The organism is Serratia sp. Ae19-1, from assembly GCF_059801225.1.
In genome coordinates, this window is sequence record NZ_JBCHWD010000001.1 from 325,852 (window position 1) to 352,692 (window position 26,841).

Genomic DNA, 26,841 nt, shown 5'->3' on the forward strand with positions numbered 1-26,841 from the left:
AGCGCCGATCGCCGCGCGGCCAGTCTGGCTGGCTTATTGTGTGCGGAGGTCGGTGATGCGCCTTGGGGAAAATGAGGGAGGGGAACGGCCCCCCTCATACCTGTCTGTCCCAGTCATCAACTGGGCCGGTTTGGCCTGGCGGCCGCTCCGGCTGTCATTCTATTTAGTTCAATGCCTTGTCGTTAGGTTCTTTGAACAGCTGCTTCATGTCGTCCGACAGTTCGAAGTTCATGTTGAGGTTTTTCGGTGGTATAGGCTGCTTGAACCATTTATCAAACCACTTGGCCGCTTCGCCGGAGGTTTGCGCCTGGACGATGGTGTCATCGACCAGTTTCTTGAACGCAGGATCGTCTTTACGCAGCATGCAGCCGTAAGCTTCTTTCGACTGCGGCGTGCCGATGATTTCCCACTGATCCGGCTTCTTGGCCTTGGCGCGCTCACCCGCCAGCAGGGCGTCATCCATCATAAAGGCCACCGCGCGGCCGCTTTCCAGGGTGCGGAAGGAGTCGCCGTGGTCTTTGGCGCTGATGATGCGCATGTTCATTTTGTCGCTGTCGTTCAGCTTGTTCAGCAGCACTTCGGAGGTGGTGCCGGAGGTAACGACCACCGGTTTGCCGGCCAGGTCTTTAAAGTCTTTGATGTCGGAGCCTTTCTTCACCAGCAAGCGGGTGCCGACCACGAAAATGGTGTCGGAGAAGGCGGCCTGTTTCTGGCGCTCGAGGTTATTGGTGGTGGAGCCGCACTCGAAGTCATAGGTGCCGTTTTGCAGCAGCGGAATGCGGTTCTGTGAGGTAATCGGCAGCATTTTCACCTGCAGATTCGGTGCATTAAGCTTTTTCTTAACAGCTTCAACGATTTGGTTGGAGTAGTCCTGAGAGTAGCCCACAACTTTTTGTTGGTTGTCGTAGTAGGAAAAGGGCACTGACGATTCGCGGTGGCCGACAACGATCACGCCATTGTCTTTGATTTTCTTCAGCGTACCGGTCAGGTCTTCCGCGTGCGCCACGCTACCTGCCGCACCGAGCAGCAGTAACGATAACGCCAATTTACGCATTTGCATGGTCCAACTCCTTTGCTGTTGTGGTGGCTCTGACTAAAGAGCGTCAGGTTAAATCGACTATTTATTGCTCAAATTATAAAGATAGTCTTAGAACAGATAGCCGTTAAAAAATAACCGATTGTGAATACCTTGAAACTAAAATGTTTCATTTTTTGAGACGCCGCGCGCACCAAATCAATGCAACAAAACCCTGAAGCACCCGTGCGGTGCGTCAGATGCACCCAAAATGTGCACGGGTGCGACAAAACGTCAGCAAAAGTAAACCGGCGCGCGAGGTCGCCATAGATAAAGCAAGGAGTGTGCCAGCCGCGTTGATTTAACGGCGTTTTCTAACCGGGGAGGAATATTGACGGGAACGCGGGGCGCGGCGGGCGCGCCCCGGCGAAGAGGACTATTTGCGGCGTAGGCCCAGCATCAACGCCCAACCGCCCAGCAGCAGGGTGATCACCCACAGCGGCGTGCCGCCGAAACGCGCGTAAGGCGTGACGCCGGTGGTCGGCGTGACCTTCACTTCGAGCACCTTGCGGGTGAACTGCGGGATTTCGGCGATCACCTCGCCGTTGGCGTCCACCGCGGCGGTAACGCCGTTATTGGTGCTGCGCAGCAGCGGCCGGCCGAGCTCCAGCGCGCGCATGCGCGCCATCTGGAAGTGTTGCCACGGACCGATGGAGTGGCCGAACCAGGCGTCGTTGGAGATGGTCAGCAGGAAGTTGGTGTCCGGGCGGAAGTTATCGCGCACCTGCTGGCCCAGCACGATCTCGTAGCAGATCGCCGCCGTAAGGTTGTAACCGCGCACGCTGAGCTGCGGCTGCACATAGTCGCCGCGGCTGAAACCGGACATCGGCAGATTGAAGAACGGTGCGATAGGGCGCAGCAGATCACCCAGCGGCACGAATTCGCCAAACGGCACCAGGTGGTGTTTGTTGTAGCGATCTTTGGCCGGGTAGCTGTACGGCGTCGGTTCGCCGAGCACGATGGCGCTGTTGTATTCCTGCACGCCCTGCGGGGTGGCGCGCGCATCGACAATCCCCGTGATCAGGCTGCTGTTCTTCGCCCGCATCAGGTCATCCATCATGGTCAGGAAGCCGTTCTGACGCGGCTCGAAGTCAGGGATGGCGGATTCCGGCCAGATGATGATCGGCGCTTTGCCCATATAAGGGCGCGTTTCATCCAGATAGGTTTGCAGCGTGCTGAGCAGAATGCTCGGATCCCACTTCATCGACTGGGGAATGTTGCCCTGCACCATGGCGACGTTCACCGCTTTATCCGGCTGCGGAGTAAACCAATGCAGCTGGCGCAGCGGCCACGGCAACAGCAGCAGCGCGGCGGCGATCACCGCAGCCGAGAGGCGGCGCTGATTGACGGCGTACACCAGTAGGCCGGCGATGGACATCAGCATAAAGGTGATGGCGTCGACGCCCAGCAGCGGCGCGATGCCCTTCAGCGGGCCGTTGATCTGGCTGTAGCCGAACTGCAGCCAGGGGAAGCCGGTCAGCACCCAGCCGCGCAGGAATTCGGTTACCTGCCACAGCGCCGGTGCGGCGATGGCCAGCCGCCACCAGCGGGTAGCCGGCCACAGGCGCGTCAGCAGCCCGGCGAACAGCCCGGTATACAGCGACAGGTAAGCGGCGAGCAGCACCACCAGGAAGACGTTGACGGCGAACGGCATGCCGCCGAAATCGGCGATGCTGACATACACCCAGTTGATGCCGCTGCCGAACAGCCCGAAGCCCCAGATAAAGCCGAGCAGGGCGGACTGTTTGGTGGTGCGATTGAGGGTAACGGCCAGCAGGCCGAACAGGGAGACGATGGCCGCAGGCCAGAAATCGTAGGGGGAGAACGCCAGCGTCCCGCCGGCGCCTGACAACAGCGCCAGCAGGGCGCGAACCCGCTGGCGTTCAAGCAATGAGGCTTTAGCCATGTTGGATTTAATCTTCCAGTTTCGGTGGTGGAGAATCGTCCGGAATTTTTACATGAACCTGGATGATACGTCGACTGTCGGCCATCGCAACTTTAAATAGGTAACCTTCGATTTCAATGGTTTCCCCGCGCGCCGGCAGGTGACCGAAGGCCTGCATCACCAAACCGCCGATGGTATCGACCTCGTCGTCGCTGAAATGGGTGCCGAAGGCTTCGTTGAAGTCTTCGATCGGCGCCAGCGCCCGCACGGTATACATGTGGCGGCTGAGCTGGCGGATATCCAGATCGTCTTCGTCGTCGTATTCGTCTTCGATCTCGCCGACGATCAGTTCCAGAATGTCTTCGATGGTGACCAGGCCGGACACGCCGCCGAATTCGTCAATGACAATCGCCATGTGGTAGCGCTGGGAGCGGAACTCTTTCAGCATGCGGTCGACGCGCTTGCTTTCCGGCACCACCACCGCGGTGCGCAGCACCTTGTCGATGCTGAACGGCTCGGAGTCTGCGCGCATGAACGGCAGCAGATCCTTGGCCATCAGGATGCCTTCGATGTGATCTTTGTCTTCGCTGATCACCGGGAAGCGCGAGTGGGCGGAGTCGATAATCACGTCCAGGCACTCTTCCAGCGTTTGGTTACGCTTGAGCGTCACCATCTGGGAGCGGGGGATCATGATGTCGCGCACGCGCTGCTCGGCGATATCCATCACGCCTTCCAGCATGTCGCGGGTATCGGGATCGATCAGGTCGTTTTGTTCGGAATCACGGATCAGCTCGACCAGATCGCCACGGTTTTTGGGCTCGCCGTGGAACAGCTGGTTAAGGATAAGAGTAAAGAACCCCTTCTTGGGACTGGGGCTGTCATTGCTTTGTGAATGGTCGTCGCTCATGGCGTTTTCGTTACTGTCACTCATGTCAGAGTTAAGGGGCGTCAGCGACAGCCCCGCAGGGGGCTGTGGGATACACGGCTGACGTCAGACGGGGTCTTTTTCCGCCAGGTACGGATCAGGATAGCCCAGTCCGTGCATGATTTCGGTTTCCAAAGACTCCATTTCTTCGGCTTCATCGTCTTCGATGTGGTCATACCCTAGCAGATGAAGGCTGCCGTGGACAACCATATGCGCCCAGTGGGCCTCCAGCGCTTTGCCTTGCTCAATCGCTTCCTGTTCAACCACCTGGCGGCAGATGATCAGATCGCCGAGCAGCGGCAGCTCGATGCCCGGCGGGGCCTCGAACGGGAAAGAGAGCACGTTGGTCGGCTTGTCTTTGCCGCGGTAGGTCAGGTTCAGCTCGTGGCTTTCCGCTTCGTCCACCAGACGCACGGTCACCTCGGCTTCTTCCTGAAATTGCGGCAGCACGCCTTCCAGCCAGCGCTGGAAAGTGGCTTCATCCGGCAGGCCGTCGCTGCTTTCACAGGCAATCTGCAGATCCAAAATCACCTGACTCATGGTGTCTCCTGCTCGGAGGCGGCGAGCGCCTCGCGCTTACGTTGTTCGGCAATCGCGTCTTTGCGTTTCTGTTCGGCCGCTTCCCAGGCCTCGTAGGCGATGACCACGCGGGCCACCACCGGGTGGCGCACCACGTCTTCGCTGTGGAAGAAGTTGAAGCTCAGCTCTTCCACGTCCGACAGCACTTCCACCGCGTGGCGCAGGCCGGATTTCTGGTTGCGCGGCAGGTCGATCTGGGTGACGTCGCCGGTGATGACCGCCTTCGAGTTGAAGCCGATGCGCGTCAGGAACATCTTCATCTGTTCGATGGTGGTGTTCTGGCTCTCATCCAGAATGATAAAGGCGTCGTTCAGCGTGCGGCCGCGCATGTAGGCCAGCGGCGCGACTTCGATCACGTTGCGCTCGATGAGCTTCTCCACGCGCTCGAAGCCCAGCATTTCGAACAGGGCATCGTACAGCGGGCGTAGGTAAGGATCGACCTTCTGGCTCAGATCGCCCGGTAGGAAGCCCAGCTTTTCGCCGGCTTCGACCGCAGGGCGGGTCAGCAGAATGCGGCGAATTTCCTGACGCTCCAGCGCATCCACCGCAGCGGCGACCGCCAGGTAGGTTTTGCCGGTACCCGCCGGGCCGATGCCGAAGGTGATGTCGTGATCGAGAATGTTGGCGATGTATTGCGCCTGGTTAGGCGTGCGCGGTTTCACCATGCCGCGCTTGGTTTTGATGGTGACCGCCTTGCCGTAATCCGGCACGCTGTCGGCGACCTGTTCCAGCACCCGGCTCTCTTTGATAGCCAGATGGATTTGCTCCGGATCGATATCCGGGATCACGCCGCGAATCGGCGCGGTATCCACGTACAGATGGCGCAGGATATCGGCGGCGGCGACTACGCACAGGTTCTTGCCGACCAGCTTGAAACGGTTGTCGCGGCGATTGATTTCGATGCCCAATCGGCGCTCGAGCTGCTTGATGTTGTCATCAAACGGGCCGCACAGGCTGAGCAAACGCTGGTTGTCTGCGGGCTCTAACAAAATTTCTTGTGTTGCGACGTTCAAACTATTCCTCTAGGTCACATCGGGCCTGGTTGATGTCACATAGCGCGTCCGGGACGCGCGCGTTCAGGACGAGCCTGAATACTCTCTTTCTTGAATTATTCATGGTGCGCCGCAACGGCGCAAGTTTACCGCTGATCTATCTGTGCGCCGCCGGCGGAATTCAAGGGAAGATAAGGAAAAAACGCGGCGGGGCGCAAAGCCCGCCGCGTCATCACAGAACAAGGCCGGCGGAAATCAGTTCTTTTTCACGAACTCGGATTTCAGCTTCATCGGGCCGAAGCCGTCGATTTTGCAGTCGATGTTGTGATCGCCTTCCACCAGGCGAATGTTTTTCACCTTGGTGCCGATCTTCAGCATCGAGGAGCTGCCTTTAACCTTCAGGTCCTTGATCACGGTGACCGCGTCGCCATCCGCCAGCAGGTTGCCGTTGGCGTCTTTGACGATCAGCGCGTCCTGGTCTTCCGCCGGGGCGCTGTCGCTCCACTCGTGGGCGCACTCAGGGCAGATGAACAGGGCATTGTCCTGGTAGGTGTATTCGGAGTTGCACTTCGGGCAGTGTGGGAGTTGCATGTTATGTCGCCTCTTCAACAATAAAAAAAAAAAGAAAATCACCGGGCGCGGGCGCCCGGCGGAGAAACGGTAAGGAGTAGCGCGAATGGGCGGCGATAAGGCGAGCCGCCGCGGCGTCAGGGCTGGTAAATGCCGACGCCCAGCGCGTTTTCTTTGCGGGTACGGGCGATCACCGACTGCGGGGATTCATGTACGCGCAGATCCATCTGCTGCTCGGTGCGCACCACTGCGCCACGCAGGGTGTTGGTCAGCACCTCGGTAATTTCCACGTCGACAAACTGGCCGATCATGTCGGGCGTGCCTTCGAAGTTTACCACACGGTTGCATTCGGTGCGCCCGGCCAGCTCCATCACGCTTTTGCGCGAGGTGCCTTCCACCAGAATGCGCTGCACAGTGCCGAGCATGCGGCGGCTGAACTGCAGCGCTTGTTGGTTGATGCGATCCTGCAGAATGTACAGCCGCTGTTTTTTCTCTTCTTCGCTGACGTCGTCGACCATGTCCGCCGCCGGGGTGCCCGGGCGCGACGAATAGATGAAGCTGAAGCTGACGTCGAAGTTGACGTCGGCGATCAGATTCATGGTCTGTTCGAAGTCGGCCTGGCTCTCGCCCGGGAAACCGACGATGAAATCGGAGCTGAGCTGAATGGCCGGCCGCGCCTTGCGCAGCTTGCGGATAATCGCCTTGTACTCCAGCGCGGTGTGGGCGCGTTTCATCATGGTCAGGATGCGATCCGAACCGCTCTGCACCGGCAGGTGCAGGAAGCTGACCAGCTCCGGCGTGTCTTCGTACACCGCGATGATGTCGTCGGTGAACTCGATCGGGTGGCTGGTGGTGAAGCGAATGCGATCGATGCCGTCGATGGCCGCCACCAGGCGCAGCAGTTCGGCGAACGAGCAGATCTCGCCGTCATGCGTGGCGCCGCGGTAAGCGTTGACGTTTTGGCCGAGCAGGTTGACTTCGCGTACGCCCTGCGCCGCCAGCTGGGCGATTTCGAACAGCACGTCGTCGCTCGGGCGGCTCACTTCCTCGCCGCGGGTGTAAGGCACCACGCAGAAGGTACAGTATTTGTTGCAGCCTTCCATGATAGACACGAAGGCGGTCGGGCCTTCGGCGCGCGGTTCCGGCAGACGGTCGAATTTTTCGATCTCCGGGAAGCTGATGTCGACCACCGGGCTGCGGGTGCCCTGGACGTGGTTGATCATTTCCGGCAGGCGGTGCAGGGTCTGCGGGCCGAATACCACGTCGACGCAAGGCGCGCGGCTGCGGATAAGTTCGCCTTCTTGCGAGGCCACGCAACCGCCGACGCCGATGATCACCGACGGGTTCTTCTCTTTCAGCAAGCGCCAGCGCCCCAGCATGGCGAAAACTTTCTCCTGCGCTTTTTCGCGGATCGAGCAGGTGTTCAGCAACAGCACGTCCGCTTCTTCGGCGTTTTCGGTCCACTCGAAGCCGTGCGTGCTGTTCAACAGGTCGGCCATTTTCGATGAATCGTACTCATTCATCTGGCAGCCCCAGGTTTTGATATGTAGTTTTTTCGTCATTGACTTGCCATTACTCAGTGCGGAGCGAAAGTTGCGTTACGCGACATGCAGGGCGCGTATTGTAATCATTTGCCGCCGTTGTGACCAGCGCGGGGGAAAATGGCACGCAACCTGAAGCCGAAGCGAAAATCCGGTACACTGCGCAAAACGCCATGCCGGGTGGGATGGCGAGCATTCACACAGAAAACATAGCCAATATGAAGACATCTCAAAATCGGTATGACGCGGTGGTGGTGGGCGGCGGCATGGTCGGCGCGGCGGCGGCTCTCGGGCTGGCGCAGGCGGGCTGGTCGGTGGCGTTGCTGGAACATCAGGCGCCGCAGGCGTTCGAGGCGCAAAGCCCGCCGGACCTGCGCATTTCCGCTATCGGCTGCACCTCGGTGGGGCTGCTGAAACAGCTTGGCGCCTGGCCCGCAGTGACGGCGATGCGCACGGCGCCGTATCGCCGGCTGGAGACCTGGGAATGGGAATCGTCGCGGGTGGCGTTCGATGCGCTGTCACTGGGGCTGCCGGAGCTGGGCTTCATGGTGGAAAACCGCATTCTGCAGTTGGCGCTGTGGCAGCAGTTCGCGCAGTGCGCCAATTTGACGCTGCTGTGCCCCGCCAGGCTGCAATCGTTGCAGCGGGCGGACAAGGCGTGGCAGCTGACGCTGGACAGCGGTGAAACGCTGCAGGCGCGCCTGGTTGTCGGCGCCGACGGCGCCAACTCGCAGGTGCGCAAGCTGGCGGCGATCGGCACCAACGGCTGGCAGTATCGCCAGGCGTGCATGTTGATCACCGTCGATACCGGCGCGCCGCAGCAGGATGTGACCTGGCAGCGCTTCTTCCCGTCCGGGCCGCGCGCCTTCCTGCCGCTGTACGACAGCTGGGCGTCGCTGGTGTGGTATGACAGCCCGCAGCGCATTCGCCAACTGCAGGCGATGCCGCCGGCGCAGCTGGAGCGTGAGATCGCCACCGCCTTCCCGCCGCGGCTGGGGCCGGTCAAGGTGCACGCCGCCGGATCGTTCCCGCTGACGCGCCGCCATGCGCAGCGTTACGTGCTGCCGGGGCTGGCGTTGTTGGGGGATGCGGCGCATACCATCAATCCGCTGGCGGGGCAGGGCGTCAATCTGGGGTATCGCGACGTGGATGCCTTGCTGAACGTATTGAGCGAGGCGCGGGAGCAGGGAGAGGACTGGAGCAGCGAGGCGGTACTGCTGCGCTATCAGCGCCGCCGCCGTACCGACAATCTGCTGATGCAGAGCGGCATGGATCTGTTTTATACCGCCTTCAGCAATAACCTGGCGCCGCTGAACGTGGCGCGCAATTTGGCGCTGATGGCCGCGCAGCGGGCGGGCAAGCTGAAAGAGCATGCGTTGAAATACGCCTTGGGATTGTAACCGGCAGGGCTCAGCGGCGGCTGAGCCCGTTAGGCTTGGCTGAACGCCAGACAGCAAAAAGCCCGCCGAAGCGGGCTTTTCTAAATATGGCTGGGGTGCCAGGATTCGAACCTGGGTATGCTGGTATCAGAAACCAGAGCCTTACCGCTTGGCGACACCCCAATTATGGTGGCTACGACGGGATTTGAACCTGTGACCCCATCATTATGAGTGATGTGCTCTAACCAGCTGAGCTACGTAGCCGATGTTACTTTTTACTTCTTTGATTTGCAAGCAGTTTGTTATGGCTGGGGTACCTGGATTCGAACCAGGGAATGCCGGTATCAAAAACCGGTGCCTTACCGCTTGGCGATACCCCATCAACATACTGCGCCGACGATGAAGAGAAATGGTGCGGGAGGCGAGACTTGAACTCGCACACCTTGCGGCGCCAGAACCTAAATCTGGTGCGTCTACCAATTTCGCCACTCCCGCAAATGCAAAAAAGAGATGGTGGCTACGACGGGATTCGAACCTGTGACCCCATCATTATGAGTGATGTGCTCTAACCAGCTGAGCTACGTAGCCCTCTTTTTTGCTTTGCCTTCATCGGCGTTGCGGGGCGCATTATGCGTATATGACCGATTTGCGTCAACAAGTTTTTTCCCGAAAAAGCGCCCGGAAGCGCCGTTTGTCTGGGTTGTGAACATTATGGCGATAAAATCGGCAATTCAGGCAGTTGGCGGGCGGAAAAGGCAACAAAAAGGCGGGCCAAAAGGCCCGCCCCGGGGAGAATGCCGCGCGATTATTTATAGGCGGCCTGGTGCACGCCGACGGCGCGGCCGGAAGGATCGTCCATCTTCTTGAACGATTCATCCCACTCGATGGCCTTGGCGGACGAGCAGGCGACGGATGGGCCGCCCGGCACGCATTCGGCGGCGCTCGGCAGCGGGAACAGCTCCTCGAAGATTTCGCGGTACAGGTAGCCTTCTTTCGAGGTCGGCGTGTTGTACGGGAAGCGGAAACGCGCGGTTTCGAGCTGTTGATCGCTAATTTGCTGCGCAGCGACCTCTTTTAGCGTGTCGATCCAGCTGTAGCCGACGCCGTCGGAGAACTGCTCTTTCTGGCGCCAGGCCACGCTGGCCGGCAAATAGGACTCGAAACATTCGCGGACGATGTGCTTTTCCATTTTGCCGTTGCCGCACATTTTATCTTTCGGGTTAATGCGCATCGCCACGTCGAGGAATTTCTTGTCCAGGAATGGCACGCGGGCTTCAACGCCCCAGGCGGACATCGCCTTGTTGGCACGCGCACAGTCGAACATATGCAGCGCCAGCAGTTTGCGCACGGTTTCTTCGTGGAATTCGCGGGCGTCCGGCGCCTTATGGAAGTAAAGGTAGCCGCCGAACACTTCGTCCGCGCCTTCGCCGGACAGCACCATCTTGATGCCCATCGCCTTGATTTTGCGCGACATCAGGTACATTGGCGTCGATGCGCGAATGGTGGTGACGTCGTAGGTTTCGATGTGATAAATCACGTCGCGGATGGCATCCAGGCCTTCCTGCACGGTGAAGTGGATTTCATGGTGCACGGTGCCCAGATGGTTGGCCACCTCCTGCGCGGCGCGCAGATCCGGCGAGCCCTCCAGGCCGACGGCGAAGGAGTGCAGCTGCGGCCACCAGGCCTCGCTGCGTTCCTGATCTTCCACGCGGCGCGCGGCGTACTTCTTGGTGATCGCCGAGATGACCGAGGAATCCAGCCCGCCCGACAGTAGCACGCCGTAAGGCACGTCGGACATCAGGTGGCTTTTCACCGACTCTTCCAGCGCGGTGCGCAGGGCGGCGGCGTCGGTCACATTGTCCTTGACGCTGTCGTAATCGAACCAGTCGCGGCGATAGTATTCACGAATCTCCCCGTCCTGGCTCCACAGGTAGCTGCCGGCCGGGAATTCCTTGATGGTGCGGCATACCGGCACCAGCGCTTTCATTTCCGAGGCGACGTACAGGTTGCCGTGCTCGTCGTGGCCCATGTACAGCGGGATGATGCCCAGATGATCGCGGCCGATCAGGTAGGCGTCTTTCTCGGTGTCATACAGGGCGAAGGCGAACATGCCTTGCAGATCGTCGAGGAAGTCCGGGCCCTTCTCCTGATACAGCGCCAGGATCACTTCACAGTCGGAGCCGGTCTGGAAAGCATAGCGCTCGCTCAGCTGCTGGCGCAGCACCTGATGGTTGTAAATTTCGCCGTTGACCGCCAAAACGTGGGTGTGCGCAGCGTTGTACAGCGGTTGAGCGCCGTTGTTGACGTCGACGATCGACAGGCGTTCGTGAGCCAGAATGGCTTTATCGCTGGCGTAAACGCCGGACCAATCCGGGCCGCGATGGCGCATCAGGCGCGACAGTTCCAGCGCTTTCTTGCGCAGTTCAACGGGATCGGACTTCAGATCGAGCACACCGAAAATAGAACACATACAACTCTCCTAACGGGCTTTTATGACTGTGATGTTGTTTTTTACTGTTATGGGCAGCATTGCCGATTCATCAGCGATAACGCGGTTTTGCTGCGCTGTGGTTATGAAAATGCGCCTAAAGCTGCAGGAGATGCAAGCGTTTTAGCCCTACGCTGAGAAATAGTTGTTTGTGTGGTGATGGTTTTTGACGGATTTTCAGTTATCGGCGTTAAAAATTATCGATTATGCAATTTTTAACGCGATAGCAGGATTGCCGGCCAGTGCGACCGGCAATCGATTAGCGATTAGGCGATGAGTTGCCACAGGGTGAAGGCGACGTCCGGCGTCCAGGCGACGTTTGAGGTGTGCGCCTGAATGCAGGTGTATTTCTTGCCTTTATAGCTCACCACATCGCCGGCTTTATAGCTGTGGCTGTTCTGCCACTCGGGCGCGCCCGGATCGGGCGGCGTTCCGTCGTTGGCGGTTTTGACCGCCAACGCGCTGCTGGGCAGCGAGGTATTGCCCTGGGTATCGGTGGCGGTAACGAAGTAGCTGTATTGGGTGGCCGGGGTCAGGCCGCTGTCGGCCAGCGACAGGCCGGCGGTCTGGCCGATCGGGTTGCCGTTGCGATAGACGGTGTAGCTGGCGATCGGGAAAGCGCCGGTGGCGGCGGCCCAGCTCAGTTTCAGCGAAGTGGCGCCCAGTTCGGAGACCGTCAGCGCCGTCGGCGCATTAGGCTTTCCCGGCGGCGGGGTAACGCCACCCTGAATCAGCGGCGCATAGCGGGTTTTGAACTCCCAATTGTAGGCTACGCCGGCTTTGCTCTTGCCGTTGTCCCAGTTGATTGACCAGGTCATCAGACCCTTGATCGACAGGTTTTTGGCGTCGAGACGCGAGAAGGCGTTATACACCGCCTGTTTGTTGACCACGTAGCCGGTGGCGGCAGCGTCGTTGTTGCTCGGCAGGCCGATGACGAATTTCGCCGCCGGGATCTTCGCATAGCCGCGGGTGCCGGTGACCAGGCTTTCCGTCAGATAGTAGAGGAAGTCCTCTTTCATGGCGTCGTTATTCTGCGTGATCCAGGCGTTGAGTTCATCGACCCAAATACCGTCGCCGCCCTGGTTGTAATATTGCGGCGCGATAAAGTCGTAATAGTCTTCAAGGGCGTTGATATAATCCAGATAGGTGCCGTTGGTGCGTAAATACGGGAATTCCGGCGCCATGCTGATAATAAAGTTTTTTCCCTGCGCGGCGTAATAGTCTTTTACTTTTTTCAACGCCGCAGGCAAGACGATTTTATTATTGGCGGCACCGATCGCCGCCTGTTCCAGATCGATATCCAGACCGTCGAAGCCATAGACTTCCACCAGGCGAATAATCTCGTCTTTCAGCTTGTCTTCGTCGCCGGCCTTCAGCTCGATGTGCGCGTCTGCACCGCCGAGGGAGATCAGCACCGCGCGGCCCTGGCTGTTCAACACGCCCACCTGGCGACGAAACTCGGCGTCGGACAGGTTGTAAGGCTTGAAGGTCGGGATGCCCTGGCCTTTCATAAAGGCGACGGCCACCACGTTGTACTCGGCGGGAATGTCGGTCAGGTTCATATTGGCGAACTGGCCCTGCTGATAGCCGTCACTGGCGCCGGCGGCCCAGTTGTGCCAGAAACCCATCAGGATTTTTTTATTGGCGATCGTCGGCATAGTGGCCGCGTCATCGGCGGCGAGGGCATTAATACTGTTATTTGTGCTCATGGTGGCCTCATTAATCAGGGGTAAGGGTTTTCCGCTCGCCGGCAATATCCTTTATTGGCGGGGCGTAAAGTTATAATGAGGATTTTTAACGCAGGCAGGCTGAAACCTTTTACGGGCATGCGCGAATTAAATTCACGCTGGCGATAAAGAGAGGGAAATAATGGCGGCCGGGCAGCCGCCATGGCCGTATCAGAAAAGGGTGATATCGGCGACGGAAGGGTAGACGTAGCTCGGGCGGAACGGCATGGTTTCGATGTCGCTCAGCGTGGAGACGCCGGACAACACCAGAACGGTTTCCAGGCCGGCCTGGAAGCCTGCCAGAATATCGGTGCGCAGGTTGTCGCCGACGATCACCGTCTCTTCCGAGTGCGCCTGCATTTTGTTCAATGCGGCGCGAATGATCCACGGGCTGGGCTTGCCGACGTAAAACGGTTTGCGGCCGGTGATCTTCTCGATGGGGGCGCACAGCGCGCCGCAGGCCGGCGAGAAGCCGTGGCCGTGGCTATCCGGGTTGGTGGCGATAAAGCGCGCGCCGTTGCTGACGAAGTAGGCGGCTTTGTGCATCATTTCCCAGTTGTAAGAGCGGGTTTCCCCGACGATCACGAAGTCCGGGTTGATATCGGTGATGGTGAAGCCGGCTTTGTACAGCTCATGGATCAGGGCGCCTTCGCCGACTACGTAGGCCTTTTTGCCTTCCTGACGGCGCAGGAAATCGGCGGTGGCCATCGCCGAGGTGTAGAACGCGCTCTCCGGCACTTCCAGCCCGGCGGAGGCGAAGCGGTTCGCCAGATCCTGCGCGGTTTGCGACGGATAGTTGGTCAGCACCACCAGCGGCATGCCTTGTTCCTGGATGCGCGCCAGGAACAGGTCGGCGCCGGGTACCGGCGTATTGTCATGCAGCAGCACGCCGTCGATATCGCATATAACGTTTTTGATTTTCATTTGTCGCTGTTTCTCATGATTACGGCAGGCAAGGGGTGACGATAACACACCTGCCAGAAGCGGCGGATCAGCTTTCCAGCAATCGCTGCAAGAGCACGCCGTTGAGCATCGCGCGTTTGGCCAGGGCGAAAGCGCCGATCGCCGAGCGATGATTGAGTTCGGAGGTCACGACCGGCAAGTTTTTGCGGAAGTCCTTCAGCACCTGGGTATTGATGCAGCTCTGGATGGCCGGCAGCAGCACCTTGTCCGCTTCGGTGATCTCACCGGCGATCACCACCTTCTGCGGATTGAACAGGTTGATGGCGATGGCCACCGCCTTGCCCAGATAGCGGCCGACGTGCTCGATCACTTCGCTGGCCAGCAGATCGCCGCGGTTGGCGGCCTTGCAGATGGCATTGATGCCGCAGTCTTCCAGCGTCAGTTTGCTCGGGTAGCCCTGGCTCAGCAGCTGGCGCACGCGCTGTTCGATCGCCGCGTTGGCGGCCACCGTTTCCAGGCAGCCGAAGTTGCCGCAGTGGCAGCGTTCACCCAGCGGATCGATTTGGATATGGCCGATCTCGCCGACGTTGCCGTTGTTGCCGAGAAAAATCTGCCCGTTGACGATGATGCCGGCGCCGGTGCCGCGGTGCAGGCGCACCAGAATCGAGTCTTCGCAGTCGCGGGTGGCACCGAAGTAGTGCTCCGCCAGCGCCAGGCTGCGGATGTCGTGGCCGACGAAGCTGGTGACGTTGAAGCGCTGCTGCAGATTATCCACCAGTGCCCAGTTGCTGACGCTGATGTGCGGCATGTAGCGCACCACGCCCAGCGCCGGATCCACCAGGCCAGGCAGGATCACCGCGATGGCGATCAGCTCGCGCAGGCGGCGCTGGTTAGCGTCGATGAATTGGGCGATGGCAGCGAACAGCGCATTCTCCAGCGTTTCCTGGGTGCGTTCCGGCAGCGGATAGTGTTCTTCGCTGAGCGATTTACCGCTCATGTCATACAGGGTGATGGTGGCATCGTGACGGCCGAGACGCACCGCGACGGTATGGAAATGACGGGTTTCCGACACGATGGAGATCGCGCGGCGGCCGCCGGTGGAGGCTTGCTGATCGACTTCTTTGATCAGCCCGCGCTCCAGCAGCTGGCGAGTAATTTTGGTGACGCTGGCGGGGGCAAGCTGGCTGAGTTCGGCAATTTGAATGCGCGAGATCGGGCCCTGCTGGTCGATCAGGCGGTAAACTGCCGCGCCGTTAAGTTGTTTGACTAAGTCAACGTTCCCTATTTGTGCTTGTCCGCCAGTGCTCATCAATAATGTTACTCGCTGTTCATTGAATTAAACCTCGTTACCGTTAACGAGCGTTTTGGTGATCTTGAAATCACGGGTGAAGGCGGTCAGGTTAGCCACCTTGCCGGCTTCGATGGTGCCCAGACGGTGCTCGACGCCGATGGCGCGCGCCGGGTACAGCGTCGCCATGCGCAGCGCTTCGTCCAGCGCGATGCCGATATGCTCGACGCTGTTTTGCACCGCTTCGATCATGGTCAGTGCGGAACCGCTCAGGGTACCGTTCTCATCCACGCACAGCCCGTCCCGATAGTATATTGTTTTACCGGCGAAAATAAATTGGTCAATATCTGCACCCGCCGGCGCGGTCGCGTCGGTGACCAGCACCAATTTATCACCTTTCAGGCGTTTGGCGTTACGGATACTCGCCCAAGCCACGTGATGGCCGTCGGCGATGATGCCGGTATAGACCTCCGGCGTATCGAAGATCGCGCCCATCAGCCCCGGTTCGCGGCCGGTGATATACGGCATGGCGTTGTACAGGTGGGTGGCGAAGCTGATGCCGGCGGCGAAGCCGGTGCGCGCCTGATCGTAGGTGGCGTTAGAGTGGCCGGCGGAGACCACGATGCCGGCCTCGGTCAGCTGCTTGATAAAGTGCGGCTCAACCATTTCCGGCGCCAGCGTCACCTTGGTGATCACGTCGGCGTTGGCACACAGGTAATCGATCATTTCCTGAGTTGGCTTGCGAATGAACGCCGGGTTATGGGTGCCTTTTTTCACCGGGCTGAGATACGGCCCTTCCAGGTGCAGGCCCAGCGCCTGGTTTTGGTGCTTTTTCAGATAAGCGCGCATCACGTCGACGCTGTGCTTCATGAATTCGTCGCTGCTGGTGATCAGCGTCGGCAGATAGCTGGTGCAGCCGGATTTCTCGTTGGCGCGCTGCATGATCTCCAGCGTTTCCTCCGAAATCGCTTCCAGCGAATCGTTGAACTGTACGCCGCCGCAGCCGTTCAGCTGCACGTCGATAAGCCCGGGGGCCAGGATGGCGCCACCCAGGTCGCGCGTTTCGATGCCGGCGGGCAATTCAGCCGCCGGGCAGACTCTCTCGATCAGCCCATCAGCGATAATGACTGCATGGTCATCAAGTACGTCGTGGCCGGTATAGATTCGGCCGTGGGTTAAAGCGAACATCGTAGCCCCCTGCAAAGATTAAAGACTTTTAACGCTTTCCGCTTCTAACTCGCGGAAGTATTTGACGGTTTTGACTTTCAGCTCCATGGTGGCCGGTTCGTCGCACACCACCACTGCTTTGGCGTGCAGCTGCAGGCAACTGATGGTCCACATGTGGTTGATGTTGCCTTCCACTGCGGCTTCCAGTGCCTGCGCCTTGGCGTGGCCGGTCACCAGGATCATCACTTCTTCCGCGTCCAGCAGCGTGCCCACGCCGACGGTCAGCGCATATTTCGGCACCAGGCTGACGTCGCCGCCGAAGAAGCGCGAGTTGGCGATGCGGGTGTCTTCGGTCAGCGTTTTGATGCGGGTGCGCGAAGCCAGGGACGAAGCCGGTTCGTTGAACGCGATGTGGCCGTCGATGCCCACGCCGCCCATGAACAGGTTAATTTTGCCGTAAGACTTGATCTTCTCTTCGTACTGGCGGCACTCGGCGTCGACATCCGCGGCGTTGCCGTTCAGCAGGTTGATGTTTTCACGAGGAATATCAACGTGGTCAAAGAAGTTGCGGTACATGAAGGTGTGGTAGCTTTCCGGGTGTTCCTGCGGCAGGCCAACGTACTCGTCCATGTTGAAAGTCACAACATGCTTAAAGCTTACTTCACCTGCTTTGTGCATCGCAATCAGATGTTTGTAGGCTTCCAGCGGCGTGCCGCCGGTAGGCAGGCCGAGCACAAACGGGCGCTCTGCGGTTGGCTTGAATGCGTTGATGCGTTGAACGATATGACGCGCGGCCCATTTGCCGACTTGTGCGGTATCTTTCAGTGGGATAAGTCTCATCTAACACCTCTTGGGATAAGTAAACTAAAGCTATACTGTACGGGCCTGCGGAGTCGTAAGCGTAACCCAGCTTTATGATTCTCGCGTGAATCGTCCGTCCGGTTGATTTTTTGAATGATAAAATAAGTTTTGTGTGATGGCCAGCAATCTGGGAGGTAAAGACTACTTTTTGGTGATATTTATCACAAAAAGGGAGGTTTTAATTTGCGATACAAAATAAATTTTTTACACTCGGCATGAGTGATACGTGCCATGCGTTGTTTCTAAAAAGGTAGTGAGAGCTCCAAATAAACTACTAATAGGGTCCGTCCGCGGACAACATAGGGGGAAAAGGTGAACATTCTTAGTTATTTGCAAAAGGTGGGACGGGCGCTGATGGTGCCGGTCGCCACGCTGCCCGCCGCCGCCATCTTGATGGGCGTCGGGTACTGGATTGACCCTGTTGGTTGGGGCGGCGACAACGCGCTCGCCGCTTTCTTCATTAAATCCGGCTCCGCTATCATCGACAACATGTCGGTGCTGTTCGCTATCGGCGTGGCCTACGGCATGTCCAAAGACAAGGACGGCGCCGCCGCGTTGACCGGTTTCGTCGGCTTCCTGGTGCTGACCACCCTCTGTTCGCCGGCCGCCGTGTCGATGATTCAGAAGATCCCGCTGGATCAGGTGCCTGCCGCGTTCGGCAAAATCCAGAACCAGTTCGTCGGTATTCTGGTGGGTATCATCTCCGCCGAAGTGTACAACCGCTTCAGCGGCGTCGAGCTGCCTAAGGCGCTGTCGTTCTTCAGCGGCCGCCGCCTGGTGCCGATCCTCATCTCCTTCCTGATGATCCTGGTCGCTTTCATTCTGATGTACATCTGGCCGGTGATCTTCAACGGTCTGGTGAACTTCGGTGAACACATCCAGAAAATGGGCTCGGTCGGCGCGGGCATCTATGCCTTCTTCAACCGCCTGCTGATTCCGGTTGGCCTGCACCACGCGCTGAACTCGGTGTTCTGGTTCGACGTGGCCGGCATCAACGATATCCCTAACTTCCTCGGCGGCCAGCAGTCGATCGAAGCCGGTAAAGCGGTTGTCGGCATCACCGGCCGTTATCAGGCGGGCTTCTTCCCAATCATGATGTTCGGTCTGCCGGGTGCGGCGCTGGCCATTTATCACTGCGCGCGTCCTGAGAACAAAGCCAAAGTGGCGGGCATCATGCTGGCGGCCGCTTTCGCCGCCTTCTTTACCGGTATCACCGAACCGCTGGAATTCTCCTTCATGTTCGTGGCGCCGGTGCTGTATGTAATCCACGCCGTGCTGACCGGTATCTCGGTGTTCATCGCTGCCAGCATGCACTGGATCGCCGGTTTCGGCTTCAGCGCCGGGCTGGTGGATATGGTGTTGTCGTCCCGCAACCCGCTGGCGACCCACTGGTACATGCTGATCCCGCAAGGCCTGGTGTTCTTCGTTATCTACTATGTGGTGTTCCGCTTCACCATCAATAAGTTCAACCTGATGACCCCGGGCCGCGAACTGGCGGTTGCCGGTGACGAAACCGACGGCTACGACGTCAACGTCGACAGCAACGCCGGTAAAGACGAGAACGAAACCACCACGCTGGCTCGCCGTTACGTCGGCGCGATCGGCGGTTCCGACAACCTGACCGGCATCGATGCCTGCATCACCCGTCTGCGCCTGAACGTGAAAGACTCCGCGCTGGTGAATGACGCATTGGCGAAACGCCTCGGCGCATCCGGCGTTATCCGCCTGAACAAGCAAAGCGTGCAAGTGATCGTCGGCACGCGTGCCGAACTTATCGCCAGCGCGATGCGCAACGTGATCGCGGCCGGCCCGGTAGCGGCAGCGGCGGCTCCGGCGGCTGCGCCTGCAGCGGAAGCCAAACCGCAGGCGGTGCCGAACGCGCCGAAAGCCGCGTTTGAAACGCTGGTGGCACCGGTAACCGGTGAAGTGGTGGCGCTCGATCAGGTGCCGGACGAAGCCTTCGCCAGCAAGGCGGTGGGCGACGGCCTGGCGATTCGCCCGACCGATAGCATCGTCGTGGCGCCGGCTGACGGCACCGTGGTGAAAATCTTCAACACCAACCACGCATTCTGCCTGGAAACCGACAAGGGCGCCGAGATCGTGGTGCACATGGGGATCGACACCGTCGCGCTGGAAGGCCAGGGCTTCAAACGCCTGGTGGAAGAGGGCGCGGAAGTGAAAGCCGGTCAACCGATTCTGGAACTGGATCTGGATTATCTGAACGCCAACGCACGTTCGATGATAAGCCCGGTGGTGGTCAGCAACTCTGACGACTACGCCGGCCTGGCTGCACTGGCCAGCGGCTCGGTGGTCGCCGGCCAGACCAAGCTGTACGAGATCCAGAAATAAGGCTGTTTTTACCTGAGTAGTACCTGGGGCCGGTCACGCATCATGGCGGAGTTTGCCCCGACTTGGCGGGAAGAGAGCGATCTCTTCCCGCTTTTTTTATCCCGTTTCGCCCCACTGCGGTGCGCTGCGCGTCGATGGTGCAATGCGCCGCATTTTTCGTGAAACAAACGGTTGTTTCCAGACGTGGCTTGTTGGATCATAGGCGGTTATGTGTAGCGCTTTGCATTGAGGAACAGTGAAATGAGTGAGGCTGAAGCCCGCCCAACCAATTTTATCCGTCAGATCGTCGATGAAGATCTGGCGTCGGGGAAACACACGTCGGTTCATACCCGCTTCCCGCCGGAGCCTAACGGCTACCTGCATATCGGCCACGCCAAGTCCATCTGCCTGAACTTCGGCATCGCCAAGGACTATCAGGGCCAGTGCAATCTGCGCTTCGATGACACCAACCCGGTGAAAGAAGACATCGAGTTCGTGGAGTCAATCAAGCATGACGTGGAGTGGCTGGGCTTTGAGTGGAGCGGCAACGTTCGTTACTCCTCAGACTATTTCGATCAGCTGCATCAATATGCGGTTGAGCTGATCACCAAGGGTCTGGCTTACGTCGACGAACTGTCGCCGGAGCAGATCCGTGAATATCGCGGCACCCTGACCGCGCCGGGCAAAGACAGCCCGTACCGCGGCCGCAGCGTGGAAGAGAACCTGGCGCTGTTCGAGAAGATGCGCAACGGCGAGTTCGCCGAGGGCGCCGCCTGCCTGCGCGCCAAGATCGATATGGCTTCGCCGTTTATCGTGATGCGCGATCCGGTGCTGTACCGCATCAAGTTCGCCGAACACCACCAGACCGGCAACAAATGGTGCATCTACCCGATGTACGATTTCACCCACTGCATTTCCGATGCGCTGGAAGGGATCACCCATTCGCTGTGCACCCTGGAGTTCCAGGATAACCGCCGTCTGTATGACTGGGTGCTGGATAACATCACCATTCCTTGCCACCCGCGTCAGTACGAGTTTTCGCGTCTGAACCTCGAATACGCCATCATGTCGAAGCGCAAGCTGCACCAGCTGGTGGCCGAGAAGATCGTCGAAGGCTGGGATGACCCGCGCATGCCGACCGTTTCCGGGCTGCGTCGTCGCGGTTATACCGCCGCTTCGATTCGCGAGTTCTGCCTGCGCATCGGCGTGACCAAGCAAGATAACAACGTTGAAATGATGGCGCTGGAATCCTGCATTCGCGACGATCTGAACGAAAACGCGCCGCGCGCCATGGCGGTGCTGGATCCGGTGAAAATCGTTATCGAGAACATGGGCGACGCGGTGGAAATGGTCACCATGCCAAACCATCCGAACAAGCCGGAAATGGGCAGCCGTGATGTGCCGTTCAGCCGCGAGATCTATATCGATCGCGCCGACTTCCGCGAAGAAGCCAACAAGCAGTACAAGCGTCTGGTGTTGGGCAAGGAAGTGCGTCTGCGCAATGCGTACGTGATTAAGGCCGAGCGCGTCGAGAAAGACGAAGCGGGCGAGATCACCACCATCTTCTGCAGCTACGATGCGGAAACGCTGAGCAAGGATCCTGCCGACGGCCGCAAGGTGAAGGGCGTGATCCACTGGGTGTCTGCGGCGCACGCGCTGCCGGCGGAAATTCGCCTGTACGATCGCCTGTTCAGCGTGCCTAACCCGGGCGCGGCGGAGGATTTCCTCTCCACCATCAACCCGGAATCGCTGGTGATCAAGCACGGCTTCGTCGAGCCGAGCCTGGCGGCCGCACAGCCGGAGAAGGCCTATCAGTTCGAACGTGAAGGCTACTTCTGCGCCGACAGCCGTTACTCTTCGGCCGAACATTTGGTGTTTAACCGCACTGTCGGCCTGCGTGACACCTGGGCGAAAATCGAAGGCTAATCTTAATCGCCTCGAAAATTAATGTATCAGCGCGGCTTAGGCCGCGCTTTTTTATGCCTGCGATTGAGCAAACAACCCATTCCTCTCCCATTTTCTAGCGGGCGCTAAATTAATTACGGCGCGTTAACCAATAAGCTTCTTGATATTGGCCTTAATAGTATTAAATTTTTCTTATATATTCGTGATGCGAATTAATTTCATCTAGAGAGCGCTCTCAGATTTTATCTTCTGACTGACGAATTAGCTCAGGCTGAAACCATTAATCGTCTCTGGTTGACCTTATATCTGTGTTTATTCTGATTTAATTGAATTTTTTATTCGAAACCCTCCATGATCGCTGGCGTAACAAATTATCACTGATATGTGCTCCTTGTCATACTTTGACAAATCTTCCGCACTTTTCATTTGATAATTCGTGTCGCGAAAAATAGTCTGTCTGTAGCAATTAGTGCTGTGGGAATAACATCTCGTCGGCAATATTTTTTACCCGTTCGGGTTTTTTATTGGCAGTCGTGCAGGGCAGTGGTGAACACAGGCGGCTGCAACTTTTAAGTTAAGTCAAAGAGGAATTTCAATATGGGTACGCACGGTGCTCAGCGTAAAACGCTGGCGCTCGCAGTCGCGGGCGCGCTGTTGGGAACAGGGTTTGCCATGGCGCCTGAGGCGAAAGCCGCAGGGTTTATCGATGATTCCACGCTGACCGGCGGCATCTATTACTGGCAACGTGAGCGCGACCGTAAAGATCTCAATCCGGACAGCAAGGATTACAACCAATATACCACCAATCTGTCGCACTCTACCGCCAACCTGAGCCTGGATTTCGCCTCGGGCTACGCCTGGGACATGTTCGGCCTGGATGTCGGCGCCTTCACCGCCATCGAACTGGCTGAATCCAGCGCCAGCGGCCACCCGAACGAGATCGCGTTCTCCTCGAAGAACCGTACCTACGACGAAGACTACTCCGGCGACAAAGGCGGCGTTAGCCTGTACAAAGCCGCCGCCAAGTTCAAATACGGCCCGGTCTGGGCGCGCGCCGGCTACATTCAGCCGAGCGGCCAAACCCTGCTGGCGCCGCACTGGAGCTTTATGCCGGGCACCTATCAGGGCGCCGAGGCCGGCGCCAAGTTCGACTACGGCGATGCCGGTGCGTTGAGCTTCTCCTACATGTGGACCGACAAATACAAAGCGCCGTGGCATATCGAGATGGACGATTTCCGTCAGAACGATAAGAAAACCCGCGTCTCCTACCTGCACTCGCTGGGCGCCAAGTACGATTTCAAAAACGATCTGGTGCTGGAAGCCGCTTTCGGCCAGGCCCAGGGTTACGTGAATCAGTACTTCACCAAGGCGTCTTACAAATTCGATGTGCTGGGCAACCCGCTGACTACCAGTTACCAGTTCTACGGTGCGGAAGACCGCATCAGCAACAAGAACGATCCGAACAGCATCTACGACGGCCTGGCCTGGCTGCAGGCCCTGACCTTCGGTTACACCACCGGTCAGTTCAACTGGCGTCTGGAAGGCACCATGGTCAAGGCGGAAGGCAATCAGGGCTTCTTCCTGCAGCGCATGACCCCGACCTACGCCTCGTCTAACGGTCGGCTGGACGTGTGGTGGGACAACCGCTCCGACTTTAACGCCAACGGCGAGAAAGCGGTGTACGCCGGCGTGATGTATGACCTCAGCAACTGGAACCTGCCGGGCATGGCGGTCGGCGGCTCTTATGTCTACGCCTGGGACGCCAAGCCGAGCACCAACCCGATCTACGATCAGAGCCAGCGCCTGAAAGAGAGCGCCTGGAGCCTGGACGCGATGTACACCATCCAGGAAGGGCGCGCCAAGGGCACGCTGATCAAGCTGCACTACACCCAATATGACAACCACACCAACATCCCGAGCTGGGGTGGCGGTTACGGCAACATCTTCCAGGACGAGAAAGACGTCAAGTTCATGGTCATCGCGCCATTCACCATCTTCTGATGCGTTCCCCGGCCTTGCGGCCGGGGGCAGTTAAGGGAATTCAACGATGAAAAAAATCATGCTGATGTTGGCGGCCGCCGCGGCCTTGAGCGCCTGCGCGCAACCCGCCGCGCCGCCGGAAGACGCCAAATTGAAGCAGGCTTACAGCGCCTGCATCAACACCGCCGAAGGTTCGCCGGAGCGTCTGCAGCCCTGCAAGGCGGTGCTGAACGTGTTGAAACAAGAGAAGCAGCACCAGCAGTTCGCCGCGCAGGAAACGGTGCGGGTGATGGATTATCAGAACTGCATTATGGCGGTGCACAGCGGTAACGGTCAGGCTTACGACGCCAAGTGCGGCAAGCTGTGGCAAGAAATTCGCGATAACAATAATTAAGAAGGACGAGATCATGAACGCATTCAAACTGAGCGCGCTTGCCGCCTTGACGGCAACGATGGGATTCCTGGGCGGCATGGGAAACGCCATGGCCGATCAACAGCTGGTGGATCAACTGAGCCAGCTGAAGCTGAACGTAAAAATGCTGGATAACCGCGCCGGCGAAAACGGCGTGGATTGCGCGGCGCTGGGCGCCGACTGGGCCTCTTGCAACCGGGTGTTGTTCACCCTCAGCAACGATGGCCAGGCGATCGACGGCAAGGACTGGGTCATCTATTTCCACAGCCCGCGCCAGACCCTGCGGGTGGATAACGATCAGTTCAAGATAGCCCACCTCACCGGCGATCTGTACAAGCTGGAGCCGACCGCCAAATTCAGCGGTTTCCCTGCGGGCAAGGCGGTGGAAATCCCGGTGGTCGCCGAATATTGGCAGCTGTTTAGAAATGACTTCCTGCCGCGCTGGTATGCCACGTCCGGCGACGCCAAGCCGAAAATGCTGGCGAATACCGACACCGAAAACCTGGACCAGTTCGTGGCGCCGTTCACCGGCGATCAGTGGAAGCGCACCAAAGACGACAAAAACATTTTGATGACGCCGGCTTCGCGCTTTGTCAGCAATGCCGATCTGCAGACGCTGCCCGCCGGCGTGCTGCGCGGCCAGATCGTGCCGACGCCGATGCAGGTGAAGGTCCACGCGCAGGACGCCGATCTGCGCAAAGGAGTTTCGCCGGATCTTAGCACGCTGGTCAAGCCGGCGGCAGATGTCGTCACCCAGCGCTTCGCGCTGCTGGGCGTGCCGGTTCAGGCCAACGGCTATCCGATCAAGACCGATATCCAGCCGGGCAAGTTTAAAGGCGCGATGGCGGTGCCGGGCGCCTATGAGCTGAAGATCGGCAAAAAAGAGGCGCGGGTGATCGGCTTCGATCAGGCCGGGGTGTTCTATGGGTTGCAGTCGATCCTGTCGTTAGTGCCGACCGACGGCAGCGGCAAGATTGCTACATTGGACGCCAGCGACGCGCCGCGCTTCCAGTATCGCGGCATTTTCCTCGACGTGGCGCGCAACTTCCATAAGAAGGATGCTGTGTTGCGTCTGCTGGATCAGATGGCGGCCTACAAGCTCAACAAATTCCACTTCCACCTGAGCGATGATGAAGGTTGGCGTATCGAGATCCCCGGTTTGCCAGAGTTGACGGAAGTCGGCGGCCAGCGCTGCCACGATCTGACCGAAACCACCTGCCTGCTGCCGCAGTACGGCCAGGGGCCGGACGTCTACGGCGGTTTCTTCAGCCGTCAGGACTATATCGACATCATCAAATACGCCCAGGCGCGCCAGATTGAAGTGATCCCTGAGATCGACATGCCGGCGCACGCCCGCGCCGCGGTGGTGTCGATGGAGGCGCGCTATAAAAAGCTGCATGCCGCCGGAAAAGAGCAGGAGGCTAACGAATTCCGCCTGGTGGATCCGACCGATACCTCCAATACCACCTCCGTGCAGTTCTTTAACCGCCAGAGCTACCTGAACCCGTGCCTGGATTCTTCCCAGCGCTTTGTCGACAAGGTGATCGGCGAGATCGCCCAGATGCATAAAGAAGCCGGGCAGCCGATCAAAACCTGGCACTTCGGCGGCGACGAGGCGAAAAACATCCGCCTGGGCGCCGGCTATACCGACAAGGCGAAACCGGAGCCGGGTAAAGGCGTCATCGACCAGAGCAACGAAGACAAGCCGTGGGCCAAGTCGCAGGTTTGCCAGACGATGATCAAAGAAGGCAAGGTGGCCGACATGGAGCACTTGCCGAGCTACTTCGGCCAGGAGGTCAGCAAGCTGGTGAAGGCGCACGGCATCGACAGAATGCAGGCCTGGCAGGACGGCCTGAAAGACGCCGAGAGCGCGAAGTCGTTCGCCACCTCGCGCGTGGGCGTCAACTTCTGGGATACCTTGTACTGGGGCGGTTTCGACAGCGTCAACGATTGGGCCAATAAAGGGTATGAAGTGGTGGTCTCCAACCCGGACTACGTCTACATGGACTTCCCTTACGAGGTGAACCCGGACGAGCGCGGTTACTACTGGGGTACCCGCTTCAGCGACGAGCGCAAGGTGTTCAGCTTCGCGCCGGACAACATGCCGCAGAACGCGGAAACCTCGGTCGATCGCGACGGCAACCACTTCAACGCCAAGAGCGACAAGCCGTGGCCGGGAGCCTACGGGTTGTCCGCTCAGCTGTGGAGCGAAACCCAGCGCACCGATCCGCAGATGGAATACATGATCTTCCCGCGCGCGCTGTCGGTGGCCGAACGCGCCTGGCACCGCGCCGGTTGGGAGCAGGACTATCGCGCCGGCCGCGAATACAAAGGCGGGGAGACCCACTTTGTCGACACCAAGGCGCTGGAGAAAGACTGGCTGCGCTTCGCCAATATCCTGGGCCAGCGTGAACTGGCCAAGCTGGACAAAGGCGGCGTCGCTTATCGTCTGCCGGTGCCCGGCGCACGCGTAGCGGGCGGCAAGCTGGAGGCGAATATCGCGCTGCCGGGATTGGGCATCGAGTATTCCACCGACGGCGGCAAGCAGTGGCAGCGTTATGACGCCAAGGCCAAGCCGGCGGTATCGGGTGAGGTGCAGGTGCGTTCGGTCAGTCCGGACGGTAAACGTTACAGCCGCGCCGAGAAGGTCTAAGCCCGGCGCATCGGCCTGTCGTCATGGCGGCGGGCCGCTTAACGAAGGGGGAATGCGTCCGCCTCTGCGCGTGTCGGCGTGAAGCGGACGTGAAAGTGAGAGCAGTACGTGGAGTCGCAGTGCCGCTGCAATTGTAGTATTTCATGACATGATCTTTCCCCGGCTGGTCCGGGGATTTTTTTG

General features: G+C 59.0%; 19 protein-coding genes and 5 tRNA genes. 6 read left to right on the forward strand and 18 right to left on the reverse strand.

All coding sequences use genetic code 11. The features are described 5' to 3' along the window. Nucleotides 1-163 precede the first annotated feature (163 nt). From AAIE04_RS01605 to miaB, 7 genes are all read right to left on the reverse strand, one after another. Nucleotides 164-1,060, reverse strand: coding sequence for an amino acid ABC transporter substrate-binding protein (locus AAIE04_RS01605; protein ID WP_019454073.1), 897 nt, complete (start codon nucleotides 1,058-1,060; stop codon nucleotides 164-166). Between the two features lie 391 nt (nucleotides 1,061-1,451). After that, nucleotides 1,452-2,981: an apolipoprotein N-acyltransferase gene (gene lnt / locus AAIE04_RS01610; RefSeq protein ID WP_498576372.1), complete on the reverse strand. Its 1,530-nt coding sequence runs from the start codon at nucleotides 2,979-2,981 to the stop codon at nucleotides 1,452-1,454. Between the two features lie 7 nt (nucleotides 2,982-2,988). Then, a complete protein-coding gene (corC, locus tag AAIE04_RS01615; protein ID WP_004939973.1) occupies nucleotides 2,989-3,867 on the reverse strand; it encodes a CNNM family magnesium/cobalt transport protein CorC in 879 nt (292 codons plus the stop codon). 84 nt (nucleotides 3,868-3,951) lie between these two features. Continuing rightward, entirely contained in the window at nucleotides 3,952-4,425 is a 474-nt protein-coding gene (gene ybeY, locus AAIE04_RS01620; protein WP_004939970.1) for an rRNA maturation RNase YbeY, read from the reverse strand. Beyond that, on the reverse strand, nucleotides 4,422-5,477 hold the full coding sequence (locus tag AAIE04_RS01625; protein ID WP_004939969.1) for a PhoH family protein: 1,056 nt from the start codon (nucleotides 5,475-5,477) through the stop codon (nucleotides 4,422-4,424). The genes ybeY and AAIE04_RS01625 overlap by 4 nt, the downstream gene beginning before the upstream one ends. A gap of 234 nt (nucleotides 5,478-5,711) precedes the next feature. Continuing rightward, on the reverse strand, nucleotides 5,712-6,047 hold the full coding sequence (locus tag AAIE04_RS01630) for a zinc ribbon domain-containing protein YjdM (RefSeq protein WP_004939967.1): 336 nt from the start codon (nucleotides 6,045-6,047) through the stop codon (nucleotides 5,712-5,714). A gap of 116 nt (nucleotides 6,048-6,163) precedes the next feature. Further along, nucleotides 6,164-7,588 (reverse strand): tRNA (N6-isopentenyl adenosine(37)-C2)-methylthiotransferase MiaB, encoded by a 1,425-nt coding sequence (gene miaB, locus AAIE04_RS01635; protein ID WP_038877474.1) that lies wholly within the window; start codon nucleotides 7,586-7,588, stop codon nucleotides 6,164-6,166. 197 nt (nucleotides 7,589-7,785) lie between these two features. Here miaB and ubiF point away from each other — a divergent pair, with 197 nt between their 5' ends. Further along, nucleotides 7,786-8,967 carry a 3-demethoxyubiquinol 3-hydroxylase gene (ubiF, locus tag AAIE04_RS01640; RefSeq protein WP_197667246.1) on the forward strand — a complete coding sequence of 394 codons (1,182 nt, stop codon included), beginning with the start codon at nucleotides 7,786-7,788 and terminating at the stop codon, nucleotides 8,965-8,967. 87 nt (nucleotides 8,968-9,054) lie between these two features. Here the strand turns inward: ubiF and AAIE04_RS01645 are convergent. From AAIE04_RS01645 to nagB, 11 genes are all read right to left on the reverse strand, one after another. Then, nucleotides 9,055-9,129: transfer RNA gene (locus AAIE04_RS01645), tRNA-Gln, on the reverse strand. Nucleotides 9,130-9,133: 4 nt separating this feature from the next. Next, a tRNA-Met gene (locus tag AAIE04_RS01650) sits at nucleotides 9,134-9,210 on the reverse strand. 41 nt (nucleotides 9,211-9,251) lie between these two features. Further along, nucleotides 9,252-9,326 (reverse strand) — tRNA-Gln (locus AAIE04_RS01655). Nucleotides 9,327-9,356: 30 nt separating this feature from the next. Beyond that, a tRNA-Leu gene (locus AAIE04_RS01660) sits at nucleotides 9,357-9,441 on the reverse strand. A gap of 16 nt (nucleotides 9,442-9,457) precedes the next feature. After that, a tRNA-Met gene (locus AAIE04_RS01665) sits at nucleotides 9,458-9,534 on the reverse strand. 217 nt (nucleotides 9,535-9,751) lie between these two features. After that, a complete protein-coding gene (asnB, locus tag AAIE04_RS01670) occupies nucleotides 9,752-11,416 on the reverse strand; it encodes an asparagine synthase B (RefSeq protein ID WP_498576373.1) in 1,665 nt (554 codons plus the stop codon). 284 nt (nucleotides 11,417-11,700) lie between these two features. Next, a complete protein-coding gene (gene chiC, locus AAIE04_RS01675) occupies nucleotides 11,701-13,143 on the reverse strand; it encodes a chitinase ChiC (RefSeq protein WP_498576374.1) in 1,443 nt (480 codons plus the stop codon). A 189-nt stretch (nucleotides 13,144-13,332) separates the two neighbouring features. Continuing rightward, on the reverse strand, nucleotides 13,333-14,085 hold the full coding sequence (locus tag AAIE04_RS01680; protein WP_019454065.1) for an HAD-IIA family hydrolase: 753 nt from the start codon (nucleotides 14,083-14,085) through the stop codon (nucleotides 13,333-13,335). Between the two features lie 67 nt (nucleotides 14,086-14,152). Further along, entirely contained in the window at nucleotides 14,153-15,373 is a 1,221-nt protein-coding gene (gene nagC, locus AAIE04_RS01685; RefSeq protein WP_019454064.1) for a DNA-binding transcriptional regulator NagC, read from the reverse strand. A gap of 27 nt (nucleotides 15,374-15,400) precedes the next feature. Continuing rightward, nucleotides 15,401-16,540 (reverse strand): N-acetylglucosamine-6-phosphate deacetylase, encoded by a 1,140-nt coding sequence (gene nagA, locus AAIE04_RS01690; RefSeq protein ID WP_025160041.1) that lies wholly within the window; start codon nucleotides 16,538-16,540, stop codon nucleotides 15,401-15,403. Nucleotides 16,541-16,558: 18 nt separating this feature from the next. Next, nucleotides 16,559-17,359 carry a glucosamine-6-phosphate deaminase gene (nagB, locus tag AAIE04_RS01695; RefSeq protein WP_004939952.1) on the reverse strand — a complete coding sequence of 267 codons (801 nt, stop codon included), beginning with the start codon at nucleotides 17,357-17,359 and terminating at the stop codon, nucleotides 16,559-16,561. 333 nt (nucleotides 17,360-17,692) lie between these two features. Between nagB and nagE the strand changes: the two genes are divergently transcribed. The 5 genes from nagE (at nucleotide 17,693) to AAIE04_RS01720 (ending at nucleotide 26,658) form a co-directional block, all read left to right on the forward strand. After that, nucleotides 17,693-19,729: an N-acetylglucosamine-specific PTS transporter subunit IIBC gene (gene nagE, locus AAIE04_RS01700; protein ID WP_025160040.1), complete on the forward strand. Its 2,037-nt coding sequence runs from the start codon at nucleotides 17,693-17,695 to the stop codon at nucleotides 19,727-19,729. Between the two features lie 240 nt (nucleotides 19,730-19,969). Beyond that, on the forward strand, nucleotides 19,970-21,634 hold the full coding sequence (glnS, locus tag AAIE04_RS01705) for a glutamine--tRNA ligase (protein WP_019454061.1): 1,665 nt from the start codon (nucleotides 19,970-19,972) through the stop codon (nucleotides 21,632-21,634). 576 nt (nucleotides 21,635-22,210) lie between these two features. Further along, complete coding sequence (gene chiP / locus AAIE04_RS01710) at nucleotides 22,211-23,614, forward strand: chitoporin ChiP (RefSeq protein WP_019454060.1); 1,404 nt, start codon at nucleotides 22,211-22,213, stop codon at nucleotides 23,612-23,614. Nucleotides 23,615-23,660: 46 nt separating this feature from the next. Beyond that, a complete protein-coding gene (gene chiQ / locus AAIE04_RS01715) occupies nucleotides 23,661-23,987 on the forward strand; it encodes a ChiQ/YbfN family lipoprotein (RefSeq protein ID WP_004939944.1) in 327 nt (108 codons plus the stop codon). A gap of 13 nt (nucleotides 23,988-24,000) precedes the next feature. Then, complete coding sequence (locus AAIE04_RS01720; RefSeq protein ID WP_498576375.1) at nucleotides 24,001-26,658, forward strand: beta-N-acetylhexosaminidase; 2,658 nt, start codon at nucleotides 24,001-24,003, stop codon at nucleotides 26,656-26,658. Nucleotides 26,659-26,841 lie beyond the last annotated feature (183 nt).

Coding starts and splice junctions, on each gene's coding strand:
- corC (WP_004939973.1), bottom strand. CDS start 3,867: ATGAGCGACGACCATTCACAAAGCAATGACAGCCCCAGTCCCAAGAAG.
- glnS (WP_019454061.1), top strand. CDS start 19,970: ATGAGTGAGGCTGAAGCCCGCCCAACCAATTTTATCCGTCAGATCGTC.
- AAIE04_RS01605 (WP_019454073.1), bottom strand. CDS start 1,060: ATGCAAATGCGTAAATTGGCGTTATCGTTACTGCTGCTCGGTGCGGCA.
- nagB (WP_004939952.1), bottom strand. CDS start 17,359: ATGAGACTTATCCCACTGAAAGATACCGCACAAGTCGGCAAATGGGCC.
- lnt (WP_498576372.1), bottom strand. CDS start 2,981: ATGGCTAAAGCCTCATTGCTTGAACGCCAGCGGGTTCGCGCCCTGCTG.
- nagA (WP_025160041.1), bottom strand. CDS start 16,540: ATGTTCGCTTTAACCCACGGCCGAATCTATACCGGCCACGACGTACTT.
- AAIE04_RS01680 (WP_019454065.1), bottom strand. CDS start 14,085: ATGAAAATCAAAAACGTTATATGCGATATCGACGGCGTGCTGCTGCAT.
- chiC (WP_498576374.1), bottom strand. CDS start 13,143: ATGAGCACAAATAACAGTATTAATGCCCTCGCCGCCGATGACGCGGCC.
- ybeY (WP_004939970.1), bottom strand. CDS start 4,425: ATGAGTCAGGTGATTTTGGATCTGCAGATTGCCTGTGAAAGCAGCGAC.
- ubiF (WP_197667246.1), top strand. CDS start 7,786: ATGAAGACATCTCAAAATCGGTATGACGCGGTGGTGGTGGGCGGCGGC.
- nagC (WP_019454064.1), bottom strand. CDS start 15,373: ATGAGCACTGGCGGACAAGCACAAATAGGGAACGTTGACTTAGTCAAA.
- chiP (WP_019454060.1), top strand. CDS start 22,211: ATGGGTACGCACGGTGCTCAGCGTAAAACGCTGGCGCTCGCAGTCGCG.
- chiQ (WP_004939944.1), top strand. CDS start 23,661: ATGAAAAAAATCATGCTGATGTTGGCGGCCGCCGCGGCCTTGAGCGCC.
- asnB (WP_498576373.1), bottom strand. CDS start 11,416: ATGTGTTCTATTTTCGGTGTGCTCGATCTGAAGTCCGATCCCGTTGAA.
- miaB (WP_038877474.1), bottom strand. CDS start 7,588: ATGACGAAAAAACTACATATCAAAACCTGGGGCTGCCAGATGAATGAG.
- AAIE04_RS01720 (WP_498576375.1), top strand. CDS start 24,001: ATGAACGCATTCAAACTGAGCGCGCTTGCCGCCTTGACGGCAACGATG.
- AAIE04_RS01630 (WP_004939967.1), bottom strand. CDS start 6,047: ATGCAACTCCCACACTGCCCGAAGTGCAACTCCGAATACACCTACCAG.